At 62.2% G+C, this 12,497-nt stretch carries 11 protein-coding genes; 4 read left to right on the top strand and 7 right to left on the bottom strand.

The window, feature by feature from the left end:
* Positions 1-10 precede the first annotated feature (10 nt).
* Positions 11-1,312 carry an alpha/beta fold hydrolase gene (locus tag GA0061102_RS29160; RefSeq protein ID WP_092855711.1) on the top strand — a complete coding sequence of 434 codons (1,302 nt, stop codon included), beginning with the start codon at positions 11-13 and terminating at the stop codon, positions 1,310-1,312.
* 16 nt (positions 1,313-1,328) lie between these two features.
* The gene (locus GA0061102_RS29155) at positions 1,329-3,125 is read left to right on the top strand and encodes an aminopeptidase P family protein (protein WP_092855737.1); all 1,797 of its coding nucleotides are present in this window, start codon (positions 1,329-1,331) and stop codon (positions 3,123-3,125) included.
* 64 nt (positions 3,126-3,189) lie between these two features.
* Here the strand turns inward: GA0061102_RS29155 and lhpI are convergent, their stop codons facing one another.
* The 7 genes from lhpI to GA0061102_RS29120 all read right to left on the bottom strand — a co-directional run bounded on the left by lhpI (position 3,190) and on the right by GA0061102_RS29120 (position 10,870).
* A complete protein-coding gene (gene lhpI, locus GA0061102_RS29150) occupies positions 3,190-4,848 on the bottom strand; it encodes a cis-3-hydroxy-L-proline dehydratase (protein WP_425348575.1) in 1,659 nt (552 codons plus the stop codon).
* 103 nt (positions 4,849-4,951) lie between these two features.
* Positions 4,952-6,193, bottom strand: coding sequence for an NAD(P)/FAD-dependent oxidoreductase (locus GA0061102_RS29145; protein ID WP_092855709.1), 1,242 nt, complete (start codon positions 6,191-6,193; stop codon positions 4,952-4,954).
* Entirely contained in the window at positions 6,193-6,915 is a 723-nt protein-coding gene (locus GA0061102_RS29140; protein ID WP_092855708.1) for an amino acid ABC transporter ATP-binding protein, read from the bottom strand. Before GA0061102_RS29140 ends, GA0061102_RS29145 begins: the two co-directional genes overlap by 1 nt.
* The gene (locus GA0061102_RS29135) at positions 6,908-7,561 is read right to left on the bottom strand and encodes an amino acid ABC transporter permease (protein WP_092855707.1); all 654 of its coding nucleotides are present in this window, start codon (positions 7,559-7,561) and stop codon (positions 6,908-6,910) included. Before GA0061102_RS29135 ends, GA0061102_RS29140 begins: the two co-directional genes overlap by 8 nt.
* A gap of 12 nt (positions 7,562-7,573) precedes the next feature.
* Positions 7,574-8,239: an amino acid ABC transporter permease gene (locus GA0061102_RS29130; protein ID WP_092855706.1), complete on the bottom strand. Its 666-nt coding sequence runs from the start codon at positions 8,237-8,239 to the stop codon at positions 7,574-7,576.
* 69 nt (positions 8,240-8,308) lie between these two features.
* Positions 8,309-9,115: an ABC transporter substrate-binding protein gene (locus GA0061102_RS29125; protein WP_092855705.1), complete on the bottom strand. Its 807-nt coding sequence runs from the start codon at positions 9,113-9,115 to the stop codon at positions 8,309-8,311.
* Between the two features lie 237 nt (positions 9,116-9,352).
* The gene (locus tag GA0061102_RS29120; protein WP_092855704.1) at positions 9,353-10,870 is read right to left on the bottom strand and encodes an aldehyde dehydrogenase (NADP(+)); all 1,518 of its coding nucleotides are present in this window, start codon (positions 10,868-10,870) and stop codon (positions 9,353-9,355) included.
* A gap of 135 nt (positions 10,871-11,005) precedes the next feature.
* Between GA0061102_RS29120 and GA0061102_RS29115 the strand changes: the two genes are divergently transcribed.
* Both GA0061102_RS29115 and GA0061102_RS29110 read left to right on the top strand, forming a co-directional pair.
* Positions 11,006-12,043: an Ldh family oxidoreductase gene (locus tag GA0061102_RS29115; RefSeq protein ID WP_092855703.1), complete on the top strand. Its 1,038-nt coding sequence runs from the start codon at positions 11,006-11,008 to the stop codon at positions 12,041-12,043.
* A 117-nt stretch (positions 12,044-12,160) separates the two neighbouring features.
* The coding region (locus GA0061102_RS29110) for a transposase (RefSeq protein ID WP_139115120.1) at positions 12,161-12,497 on the top strand (337 nt) is incomplete at its 3' end.

The raw sequence follows: 12,497 nt of genomic DNA, 5'->3' as shown, positions 1-12,497 counted from the left end.
GAACATCATCATGATCGTTTCCGAATACACCATCCCCGGAATGCATATCCGCGATCACGTCCTCACCGTGCCGCTCGACTGGTCCGATTCATCGGGCAGGACCATCGAGTTCTTCGCGCGCGAGGTGGTCGATCCGGTCCGCAAGACCGAAACGCTGCCGGTTCTCTGCTTCCTGCAAGGCGGCCCCGGCGGCAAGTCGCCCCGCCCCACGCGCGGCGGACCGTCATGGCTGGCCGAGGCCCTGAAAACGCATCGCGTGATCCTGCCGGACCAGCGCGGCACAGGACGCTCCACTCCGGTCGACACGGCGACGATCGGCCAACTCGATGGCGAAGCAGGTGCGGATTATCTTGCCTGCTTCCGTGCCGATTCCATCGTCAAAGATCTGGAGCACTTCCGCAAGACGGTGCTCGGCGCCCGGCGCTGGCAAACGCTTGGCCAGAGCTATGGTGGTTTTCTTACCCTCACCTATCTCAGCCAGGCGCCCGAGGGCCTATCCGCCTGCTATATCGCCGGCGGCATTCCCAGCCTTCAGCCTGATGCCGATGAGGTCTATCGCCACACCTATCCCCGCGTGCAGGCCAAGAATGCCGCTTACTACAAGCGCTACCCCGGCGATGTCGCGCTCGTCGGCAAGATTGCAGATTTCATCGATGGCAACGACGTGCGCCTGCCCGACGGCGACCGGTTGACGGTGCGCCGCCTCCAGACCATCGGCCTCGATTTTGGCATGGCACATGGCTTCGAGAACATTCACTGGCTGGTGGACGAGGCCTTTGCGGACAGGAAGCAAGACAGGCTTTCAGACCATTTCCTGGCCTCGGTGATGAACCTGACCTCCTATCATAGCGGTCCGCTGTTTGCAGCCATCCATGAGGCGATCTATGGCGAGGGCGACGGCGCGACGGCTTGGTCCGCCGAACGGCTGCGGGCAGGCTTCCCCGAATTCGATCCTGCCGCCCGGCCTTTGCTGTTTACCGGCGAGATGATCTATCCGTGGATGTTCGAGGAGATTTCCTCTCTCAAGCCGTTCAGGGCAGTAGCGGAAACGCTGGCTCAGCGGCCGCATCATAGCGCGCTCTATGATCGCGACCGCCTCGCCGCAAACGAGATCCCGGTCTCCGCGGCGATCTACCATGACGACATGTATGTCGACGCCGGCCTGTCGCTGCAAACCGCACGCGCCGTCGGCAATCTGGATTTCTGGATCACCAATGAATTCGAGCATGACGGCATTCGCCAGTCGGTATCGGTGTTCGAACGGCTCGCCGCGCTTGTCGCGCAAAAGGGCGGGCCGCTTGCGGCGGAATGATCGTGTGGGGATGACGATGAGCAATACTAAAAATGCTGGCAAGCTGGCCAATGTACGCTCCTGGCTTGCGAGGGCGAAGCTGGACGGCCTGATCGTCCCGCGAACGGACGCCCACCAAAGCGAAGTCACGGCAGAACATGACAATTGCCTGGAGTATATAAGCGGCTTCACCGGCTCCGCTGGTTTGGCGCTCGTACAGCCGGAGCAGGCGCTGATCTTCGTCGACGGACGCTATCAGGTACAGGTGCGCAATGAGGTGGATCTATCCACCTTTGCCGTACACCATCTCCATGACGACCCGCTCGATCTCTGGCTGAAGCGCCATGGAAAGCCCGGCTGGCGGATCGGCATTCACACCCTGCTGATCAGCGGCGCCCTCTATGAAAGGCTGCTGGCGGGATGCAAAGCGGCGGGCGTCGAACTGATCGCGCTCGACGCCGATCCCTTCGACGACATATGGACTGACCGGCCGCCTCGCCCGGTCGGCCTCATCCGGGCGATGCCGCCTGCGGTTTCCGGCGAGACATCCGCCAGCAAGCGCGACCGGATCGCGAGCAAACTGAAGGCGTTGGGTGCGGACCAGCTGGTAGAAACGTCACCCGACAACATTGCGTGGCTTTTGAACGTGCGCGGCTCCGATGTGGCGATGGACCCCGTGCCGCATTCTTTCCTGCTGCTCGATGCTGACAATCGCGCGCAATGGTTCGTCGATCACCGCAAGCTCGGCAACGATCGGGCCGAGTTCGAATTGTCCGATGTTACGATAGCCGACCCGGAGGATTTTCTCGGTGCCGTCGGAAGGGCGTCAGCCGGTAAGACGACGCTGATCGATCCCGATTTCGCGCCGCAAGCAATCCGCGCCCGTATCAAGACGGCTGGCGGCCAAACGCTCGAGCAAACGAGCCTTCTTGCAAGCGCCAAGGCCACCAAGAATGCCACCGAACTAGAGGGGTTTCGCGCCTGCCATATCGAGGACGGGATCGCGCTCACCAATTTTCTGGCCTGGCTCGACAGCGAATGGCATCGCCGGCGAGCCGCAGACCTGCCCTTGACCGAACTGGACGCAGAAGAGCAACTGATTGCCTTTCGCGCCAAATATCCCGGCTATCTCGAACCGAGCTTCCGCACGATCTCGGCCGCCGGCGGCAATGCGGCCATGTGCCACTATCACGCCCAACCCGACACGAATGCCGCCATTGAAGAAAACAGCTTCTATCTGATCGACTCCGGCGGCCAGTATGCCAATGGAACGACGGATGTGACGCGCACCGTTCTGTTCGGCGAGGCCAGCGATGAGATGCGGGAGACCTATACCGCGGTTCTGAAGGGCTTTATCGCACTGGTGACCGCGCGTTTCCCGCTTGGAACGCAGGGACATCAACTGGACGCACTGGCGCGTCGTCCTTTATGGGACATGGGGCTCGATTACGACCACGGAACGGGACATGGCATCGGTCACAACCTGCTGATCCACGAATATCCGCACCGCTTCGCGAAGAAACCCAACCTGCACAATCTGGAACCCGGCACGATCATGACCGTCGAGCCCGGCTACTACAAAGCAGGCGTCTTCGGCATCCGGATCGAAAATCAGGTGGAGGTTGTCACCGACAAGCCGGGCTTCTGCCGCTTCGATAGTCTGACACTGGCACCCATCGATCTCCGCATGGCCAAGTTCGATAGCCTGACGGCGGGGGAAATCGATTTTCTCGACGGGTATCACGCCGAAGTCCGCACGCGGCTTTTGGACAAGGTCGAAGAGGAGACCCGACCCTATCTCGTCTGGCACACGCGGCCGATCACCGAACGCTGAAATTCACCGTTGCCAGCCGACGCGGAGTTCATCCGCGTCGGATCAGATTCCGTTGCGATTTCGCTCAGATCCAGTCCGGCAGGCCCGAAGGAACGTGGCCGGTCACGGCTGCCTGCACGCAGTCAGCGAGGCTGCCGAAGCGTACGACCCGGCCGCTGAGGCCCGGCCCGTAATGGGCATATTTGCCCGAATTCGTCATGACCGCACGTGTGCCCGGCGGAAAGACCGGTTCCGAGATCGAGCACCAGCAGAGATCGGGCAGAACCTGCACGCCGCTCTCACGCAGCCGCGCCAGCGTACCGTCCGCCTCGGCAGCAGTGATGACGTCACGTCCCGCCGTGACGATAACCATCACTCCAGGCAAACGACGCCGACCCGCGAATGCGTCGGCAAGCGCGCGACATTCGTCAAGCGAGGCGTGCGGGCTGCCGATGGCGACGAGCTCCACCTCCTCCGGTCCTTCGTTCAACATCGTCCAGGCGGCAGCCATGTCCGCGCGCGTGATGGAACGACGATCGGCATCGAGATGCTCGGCACCAACAGCCTCGGGCGTTGCGCCCTCAACATGCAGCATGGGAGCTGCGGAAGTCGTGCCGAAGGCGGCGCAGAGCGCCTTCAGATCATCGCGCGACGGGTTTCCGGCGGCAAGACCACGTAACAACGGAATGCGATCCGGGGAAGCCTTGCCGGCGAGATAGCCAACGAGCGGCCAAAAGGCATCGTCGCGACCTTCGGGCAGCTCAACGTCGAGGATACGCGTCGCCTTGCGATTTTCATCCAGATAGACGCCTGAAAGCGGTGCGCGACCCGTCAAGGCAATGCAGAGGTCGAGGAAATCGGGATGCTTGGCCGTGCGCGCGCCAAGCACGCTGTTGGCGAAAATGACCGCGTTGGATTCAGCCCAGCCGATGGCTTCGCCGGCGCCCGGCGCGCTATCGAGCAGATAGGGCGAGCAGGTAAACGTCGGGCGGCAGCCCATGCGCACATAGGCGTCCGCCAGTCGCGCGGCGGGATCGCCGAAGTCTTCCGGTACGCCCTGCGACCGCCAGTTGGCGCGATCGACGGAAATGGCGTTCATGGTGGTCGGCACGCGAACGCGCCCGCCGAGCTCGGCCATTTTTTCCGCGAAGGTCAGATTGGCGGGGCTTGCATAGATGCATCCGTCGATATGACCCTGCGTCACATCGATCAGAGAGGTGGCATCCTGCTGCGCGGCCATGGCGGTCAATATCCGCATGGCCTGCGCAACCGCAACGCCGTCACCACCCTCAAGCATGGACCTGTCCGCCTCCGTCAGCGAAAGGGCTGAGGTGGCGGGCGGGAGAAGCGGGATCGTTTGTCCGTCAGCAACAATGGCTGCGGCCTCAATCCGGATGGTCTTTGCCTGCGACAGGCTGGCAAAGACATCCGGACACAGGCGCACGACCGGCAGCTGCCGGCCGAACATTTCGGCAGCGACAAGCGCGCCGAGCGTCAGCACATCCTCTGCCTCGCAAAAGACCAGCGCAGCCGGCGCGCGGCCCGTCAGCGCCAGATCGAGCAGCACGCCGGAACCGGTGCAGGAGCCGCGGCTAGAAGGCATCATCAGCACCGCGCCGGTAAGACATTCACCGTGCAGAGGATGATGGATATCGATGACCTTGCCGGTGGCGGGATCGACACCGCCCCAGAAGCTGAGCGCTTCCTGAGTGGCGACGACACGGCCCTCTGCCGTGCCCCCCATGATGCTGCGAGCGGGTGCCGTGTCGTTCAAGTCACCAGGTCCATATGCGAGAAGATCACGATCGCCGATGCAGGAAAAGGCGAGCGTGACCTTGCGGTTTCTGTCAGAAGCGTTGCGGCGAGAATGGCGTGAGATCGATTGCCGGCGCCCGCCCCATCAACAGATCGGCGACGAGACGCGCCGTACCCGCGGACTGGGTCAAGCCGAGATGGCCGTGGCCGAAGGCATAGATCACATCAGGGGTCGCCCTCGCGCGGCCGATGGCGGGCAGGCTGTCCGGCAGCGACGGCCGGAAGCCCATCCATTGCTTTCCCCCCTCCGGGTTGAGACCGGTGAGGAAGGTGCGGGCCTTCTGCAGCATGGCTTCCGAGCGTTTGAAGTTCGGCGGCAGCGCCAGTCCGCCCAACTCCACGGCACCACCGACGCGAATGCCCGTCGAGAGCTTGCTGACGACGAAGCCGTGGCCGCCGAAGGTTATCTGCGTGCGCAGATCGAAGGCATTGGACGGAAGCGTCGTGTTGTAGCCGCGCTCCGTTTCGAGCGGGATGCGCTCGCCGAGCGTTCTGGCAATCCGATGCGAGAAGGCGCCGGCAGCCAGAACGATCTTGCCGGCTTGATGCAGCTTTCCATCCGTCGCGGCCACCTCGACACCACCAGGGATCGCACGGAGCGTTGAAATCTCCGCCCTCTCGATGACACCGCCTCGGCTGCGAAAATGCGCAGCCAGCGCCAGCGTATAAAGCTTGGGATCGGCAATGGAATACCAGCCGGGCGTAAAGGTGCCGAGCACGAAGCGGGATGCCAACCCCGGCTGGATTGCCGCCATCTCCTCAGCCTTCAGATGCCGGAATTCGATCCCATGATTGCGACGAACCTCCCAGCTGGGCAGCGAAGCGCGGAATTCAGCCTCGCTTTCATATACTTGGAGATTGCCCTCCTTGCGCAACATGGAGAGCGTATCTGTCGCGGCAAGGAAGGGCTCAAGCTCCGCCTTGGAAAGATCCATCAGGCTTGTTTGCGCCGCCGTGGAGTGGGCGACGCGCGACGGCTGGCAGGCCCGCCAGAAGCGAAACATCCAAGGCGCGATCTGAAGCGCATAGACGGGCGGCACCGAGAGTGGCCCGAGCGGATCGAGGAGCCATTTCGGCGCCTTCCTCAGAATGCCGGGAGAGGCAAGCGGCAGGATATCCGTGAAGGCGAAGGCGCCGGCATTGCCAGCGGAAGCGCCGGCAGCCGGTCCCTCGCGGTCGAGGACCACGACGGAGAGGCCGCGCGACTGAGCCGCAATCGCGGCAGAAAGGCCGACCACGCCGGCCCCGATGACGATAACCTCCGGTCTCACCATCAACGCACGCTCGAGAGGAACTTCTGCGTTTCGGGATGCTGCGGCGCTCCGAAAATCTGCTCCGGCTTGCCGATCTCGGCCATCACGCCCTGATGGAAATAGGCGACCCGATCCGAGACATCGCGGGCAAACGCCATTTCATGCGTCACGCAGATCATGGTCATCCCCTCCTCCGCCAGCATCTTCAGCGTATCAAGCACCTCACCGACCAGCATGGGATCGAGCGCGGACGTCACTTCGTCAAACAACATATATTCGGGCGACATGGCAAGCGCTCTTGCGATCGCCATACGCTGCTGCTGGCCGCCCGACATGCGCGTCGGATAGACCGAGAGCTTCTCGGCAAGACCGACATGGGTGAGCTGCTTGACCGCCATCTCCTCAGCCTGCTTCCGGCTGATGCCGAGCACCTTGCGCGGTGCCAGCATCACGTTTTCAAGCACCGTGAGATGCGGGAATGCGTTCCACTGCTGGAAGACGATGCCGACCTTGCGGCGCAGCTTGTTGAGGTCTGTCGATTTTGCGTGCACTTCCGTGCCATCGATGCGGATGCGGCCGGAATCGATAGGCTCCAGACCGTTGATGCAGGTCAGAAGCGTCGACTTGCCGGAGCCAGAACCGCCGATGATGGTAACCACCTCGCCCTTGTTGACGGTGAGGTTGATCCCCTTCAGCACTTCGAGCTGACCGAAGGACTTGCGGACATTTTCGATCTCAATCATTGGGGGACCACCGTTTTTCGAGATAACCGCCGAGGCGGGCGATCGGGAAGCTGATGATGAAGTAGATCACACCGCAGATCATCAGGATCAGCAGCGGCTCATGTAGACGGGTCACGAGGACCTGCGAGGCGCGCAGCAGCTCGATCAGACCCAGCCACAAGACGAGCGCGGAGTCCTTCATCACACCGAGCGAAAGACCGATCCATGAAGGTAGCGCGACGCGTGTGGCAAGCGGCGCCACGATGTAGCACATGTCTTGCCGCCAGCTCATGCCAAGCGAACGTGCGGCACGGCGAGTATTGGGCGGGACGGCGCCAATGCCGCCGCGCACGATTTCGGTGCAATAGGCGGCTGTGTAGAGCGACAGCACCACGCAGGACGTGGTGAATGGCGCCCAGCCGAGCTTCAAGATCGCCTGTAGCGCATTGCCGAGAACCAGCTGAATGAGCAGCGGCACCGAACGAAACACGTCGAGCACGAAGGTCAGCGGCGCCGACCAGATCGGACCGGCCTGGACACGGATCACCCCGAAGACGATCCCGAAGATCGTGCCCGCCGCAACGGACACACCGGTGACCAGGAGCGTCATCCAGGCGCCTTTGGCCAGGAAGAGGAGGTCATTCCAGGTGAGTGCAGTATCGAACATCTCTCACCTCTCTCAGTAGCGGAACATGCGCCAGGCCGCGAGCCGGGCGACGAGCGTGACGAGCTTGGCGATCAGGTAGTAGATCACGGCGGCCAGCGCGAAGAATTCGAAGGTGCGGAACGAACGCGCATTCAGTTCCTGCGTGACACCTGCAAGGTCTGTGTTCATGCCGACGGTTACACCGAGCGAGGTCATCAGAATTGCCCAGACCATCTGGTTGGTGACGGGCAGGAAGGCGATACGAAGCATCTGCGGCATAACGATCAGCCGGAAGGCTTGCAGCGACGTCATGCCGAGAGACCGTCCCGCACGCGTCTGCGTATCGGGGATTGCCTTAAGCGCGCCGCGGAAATTCTCGGAGAGATATCCGGCATTGTTGAAGGCGATGCCGACCAGCAGTGCCATATACGGGCTGAGGTGAATTCCGAAATTGCCAAGCCCGAAATGAGCCATGTAAATCTGGAAGAGCGCCGGCGTATTGCGGGCAACTTCCACCCAGGTCGAAGCGATACCGGTCAGCAGTCGGCTGCCGGAAAGCCTGAGGAGCGTAAGCGCTATGGCGCAGGCAAGGCCGATCGCCATCGACAGGATCGCGATCTGCAGGGTTACGACCGCGCCGTCCAGCAGCTGCGGCAATACCTTGAAGGCCTGGTTCCAGTGGAAGGTGTAGCTGAACATGAACGTCCACCTTTCGGAAGGTCAAACGGCGCGGCCATCGTGGCCACGCCGTCGTTAAAAGCGATCCGATTAGCGATAGACGCTGTTCACCGTCAGCGACGGCAGGGCGCCGCCGACCCACTTCTCGTAGAGTTCGGCGTAACGGCCCGTGCGGACCTGCTGATTGATGAACAGATTGAGGTAGTTGATGAGGCCGTATTCTTCACGATTGGCGAAGAGGGAGACATAGTCCGTCTGGAACGGCGCCTTGCCAACCACGGAGATACCGGCGAACTTGCCGGACTTCACAGTTGCCTGGGCAACGGTCGAGGTGGAAACGGTCGCGTCGATCTGGCCCTGGCTCAGCGCCAGGAAGACGTCGGCCTGCGTCTGATAGGGGCGGAACTCGCCGCTACCCCAAGCCTTGACCTGCTTTTCGAGGGCGATCGCCTCGAATGTGCCGGCGGTCGCACCGACGGTCTTACCCTTCATGCCCTCGAAGGAATTGATACCCGACTTGTCGTTGGACGTGACGGCCATTTCGAAGGCGAAATAGGGAACGCTCATGCCAACGGTCTTAGCACGCTCCAGCGTGTCCGAAGTCGAGGCAACGCCGATATCAACGCGGCCGGACATCAGGGCCGGAATGCGCTCGGGGAACGGCGTTTCGACGATCTCTGCGGTAACGCCGAGCGCCTTGGCGAGATCGTTGCAATAGTCGACGTCGAAGCCGATCGGATTGTTGTTTGCGTCGCGCGAGCCCATGGGCGGGAAGTCGAGCACGACGGCGCAGCGTAGCGTTCCCGAGGAAATGATGTCGTCCAGCTTATCGGCCTTGGCCGGCGAGATGGCGGAAGCGGCGGCCAGAAGGCCCAATGCGATGACCGTTTTTTTCATTAGATTCTGCTCTCCCAGTTGGTCGGCCATTTGCGGCCACCATCAATTAACTCTTTTTATGATCGTAAATCAAATTTAAAATACAAATAGTATACAAAAAGAATTTCGGGACGGAAAAACGATTACCGGACAACGGTTTGCAGTTCTCAACACATGTGGAAACATAGCCGCTGCCGGGTCGCCAACTCGCAGTTGGCGACTTTCGAGCGCGATACCGGCGTCGCCTCGAGAAGAGGATCAATCCGCAAGATCCTCGGGAAGCAGGCCGGTCGGCAGGTTTTGATATGACACCGGACGCAGGAATCGCCGGATCGACATCGTCCCGACACTAGTCGCACCGAAATTGGTCGATGCGGGATAAGGACCGCCGTGCACCATCGAATCCACCACCTCGACACCCGTCGGGAAGCCATTGACCAAGACACGCCCGGCCTTGCGCTCCAGTACCGGCAGAAGGCGACGGGCCGCAGCAATATCGTCGGCGTCCATATGCAGGGTCGCGGTCAGCTGCCCTGCGAAACTGCGAGCGAGGCTTTCCATTTCATCGAGTGAACCGACGCGGACCACAAGCCCGAGTGGACCGAACACTTCTTCACCCAGCAAGTGATCTGCCAGGAAGGCCGCGCCCGTCGTCTCGAACAGGTTGGGGCTGGCGTTGCGGCCGGATTGTTCGTTGACCAGAAGGGGCTTGACCCCTTGCCGGGAAACGAAACGCTGCTGGCCATCGCGATAGGCTTTGGCAATCCCGTCGGTCAGCATGGTTTGCGGCGCCATTCCAGCAAGGGCCTCGACGGTCGCCTTCACGAAGCGATCGGCATCGGGACCATCCAGCACCACCACAATGCCGGGATTGGTACAGAACTGGCCGGCACCCATCGCGAGCGAACCTGCCCAACCTTGCCCCATGGCCTCGGCGCGCCCCTGCATGGCGTGCGGAAGCACGAACATCGGGTTCACCGAACCGAGTTCGCCGAAGAAGGGAATTGGCTCCGGACGCGCGGCGCATAGATCGAACAGAGCGCGGCCGCCGGCCAGCGAGCCGGTGAACCCCACTGCCTTGATCATCGGATGCCGGACGAGAGCATATCCGACTTCACGGCTGCCACCCTGGATCAGCGAGAAGACCCCGGGATGCAAGCCGGTCTTGCCGATGGCAGCATTGATCGCCTCGGCAACGATCTCGCCGGTACCGGGATGGGCGGAGTGGCCCTTGACCACGACCGGGCAACCGGCTGCAAGTGCAGCTGCCGTATCGCCACCTGCCGTCGAGAAGGCTAGCGGAAAGTTGGAAGCACCGAAAACCGCGACCGGGCCGATGGGGCGCTGAAGCAGGCGGATTTCCGGGCGCGGCGCCGGCTTGCGATCCGGCAACGCAGCGTCAAAGCACCGATCGAGATAGTCGCCCTTTTCGATATGATCGGCAAACAGGCGAAGCTGGCCGACCGTCCGGCCACGCTCGCCTTCGAGCCGCGCCTCGGGCAGCCCGGTTTCCTGGCTGCCGATCATGGTGATGGCGGCGGCATGGGCCTCGATCTCCTCGGCAATCGCCCGCAGGAAAGCGGTGCGTGTGCTGCGTGAGGAATAGCCATAGCTCCAGAAGGCATCTTCCGCTGCCTCGCATGCGCGGGCGACCAGCTCGACCGTGCCGATGGAGAAATTATGGGCTTGGCCATGCGCCGGTGCAGAGGGAAAATGCCCAGTGCCTTCAAGCCATTCGCCGGCGATCAGATGCTTTCCGTGAGGGGTGAATTCCATCGCTCTTCCCTTTCCTTCGCGACAGCGTCACAAACGCCACGCAGCATTTTCTGTTTGCATGTCGATTTTTTGTATACTTTATGTATTTAAAAATTCAACCTCTATAGTGAGAGCAACGGAACACAGGAGAATCAGATGAGCGACGTCACCACCCTGACACCCGACGCACTTCATAGCCGCGTCTTGGCGATCCTCTCGAAGGCTGGCCTCAACACGCTGCAAGCCGCGGCGATCGCGCGTGTCATCGTCGCCGGCGAACGCGACGCCTGCAAGTCGCACGGGATCTACCGCATCGAAGGCGTATTGCGCGCCGTCAAGGCAGGAAAGGCGCGTCCGGATGCCGTGCCGGTACTGGAACAAAACGATGCTTCCGCCATCGTCAAGGTGGATGCCAAGAGCGGCTTTTCCAACGCCGCCTTCGAACTCGGCGTGCCCGTTCTCGCCGAGCGGGCTCGCCGCTTCGGCATTGCCGCACTCGCCATCAACGACTGCACGCATTTCGCCGCCCTCTGGCCGGAAGTCGAGGCTCTGACGGATCGCGGCCTTGCCGCCTTCGCCATGTGCCCGAGCTATTCCACGGTCGCGCCCGCCGGCGGCACTGCACCGCTCCTTGGTACGAACCCCTTCGCTTTCGGCTGGCCGCGCCTCGACAACCCGCCTTACGTCTTCGATTTCGCGACCTCGGTTGCTGCGCGCGGCGAAATCGAGCTGCATCGCCGGGCCGGCAAGCCTTTGCCTGATGGTTGGGCCATAGACGCCAGCGGCCAGCCGACGACGGATCCGGAAGCCGCGCTTGCCGGCGCGATGCTGCCTTTCGGTGGGCACAAAGGTTCGGCCATCGGCACGATGATCGAGCTTCTGGCCGGCGTCATGATCGGTGACTTCACCAGCCGCGAGGCACTCGACTATCTCGGTTCGACCGCGTTTGCTCCGCGCCACGGCGAACTCATCGTCGCCTTCTCGCCTGAGGCTTTCTCCGCCGGCCGGCCCGGCAATCCGCTTGTTCGCGCCGAGGCTCTGTTTGAGGCGATTGCCGGCCAAGGCGCCCGCCTTCCCTCGCAGCGCCGCTTCGCTGCCCGCGCTCGCGCGGAGAAGGACGGTATCCCGCTGACCGCCGAGGAAATCCGCCAGCTCGACCACCTGCTGGAACACGGCCTCGACGCCGTGGCCTGAGCGACACGCTGACGCGCGAAGCAAAAATAGCACAGAACGAAGAAAGGCCCCCGACGGGGGCCTTCAGATTGCTGACAAACCCCTGGCCTTGGCTGGGGGTTTATGATTCACTGGGACATGTTGAAGAAACCCGCTCCCGAACAGACGGCTCTCGAGATGGTGACGCTCGACAGTCTGGTGCCCCGGGATCACCTGCTTCGCAAGATCGACGCGGTGATCGACTTCTCGTTCATCCATGATCGCGTCGCCGGCCTGTACTGCGCCGACAACGGGCGGCCGCCGCTGGATCCGACCTTGATGTTCAAGGCGCTGTTCATCGGCTACCTGTTCGGTATCCGCTCCGAGCGCCAGCTGGTGCGCGAGATCGAGGTGAATGTCGCCTATCGCTGGTTTTTGCGGATGAAGCTGACGGACGGGGTCTTCGACGCCTCGACGCTCAGCCAGAACCGGCGTC

The organism is Martinezella miluonensis, assembly GCF_900094545.1.
GTDB classification, from domain to species: Bacteria; Pseudomonadota; Alphaproteobacteria; order Rhizobiales; family Rhizobiaceae; genus Rhizobium; species Rhizobium miluonense.
Note: the sequence above shows the minus strand (reverse complement) of the source record. Positions and strands in the feature narration are given on the sequence as shown.

Bases quoted from the DNA above. Each gene is read 5' to 3' on its own strand.
- GA0061102_RS29160 (WP_092855711.1), top strand. From the start codon at position 11: ATGATCGTTTCCGAATACACCATCCCCGGAATGCATATCCGCGATCAC.
- GA0061102_RS29155 (WP_092855737.1), top strand. From the start codon at position 1,329: ATGAGCAATACTAAAAATGCTGGCAAGCTGGCCAATGTACGCTCCTGG.
- lhpI (WP_425348575.1), bottom strand. From the start codon at position 4,848: ATGGGGGGCACGGCAGAGGGCCGTGTCGTCGCCACTCAGGAAGCGCTC.
- GA0061102_RS29145 (WP_092855709.1), bottom strand. From the start codon at position 6,193: ATGGTGAGACCGGAGGTTATCGTCATCGGGGCCGGCGTGGTCGGCCTT.
- GA0061102_RS29140 (WP_092855708.1), bottom strand. From the start codon at position 6,915: ATGATTGAGATCGAAAATGTCCGCAAGTCCTTCGGTCAGCTCGAAGTG.
- GA0061102_RS29135 (WP_092855707.1), bottom strand. From the start codon at position 7,561: ATGTTCGATACTGCACTCACCTGGAATGACCTCCTCTTCCTGGCCAAA.
- GA0061102_RS29130 (WP_092855706.1), bottom strand. From the start codon at position 8,239: ATGTTCAGCTACACCTTCCACTGGAACCAGGCCTTCAAGGTATTGCCG.
- GA0061102_RS29125 (WP_092855705.1), bottom strand. From the start codon at position 9,115: ATGAAAAAAACGGTCATCGCATTGGGCCTTCTGGCCGCCGCTTCCGCC.
- GA0061102_RS29120 (WP_092855704.1), bottom strand. From the start codon at position 10,870: ATGGAATTCACCCCTCACGGAAAGCATCTGATCGCCGGCGAATGGCTT.
- GA0061102_RS29115 (WP_092855703.1), top strand. From the start codon at position 11,006: ATGAGCGACGTCACCACCCTGACACCCGACGCACTTCATAGCCGCGTC.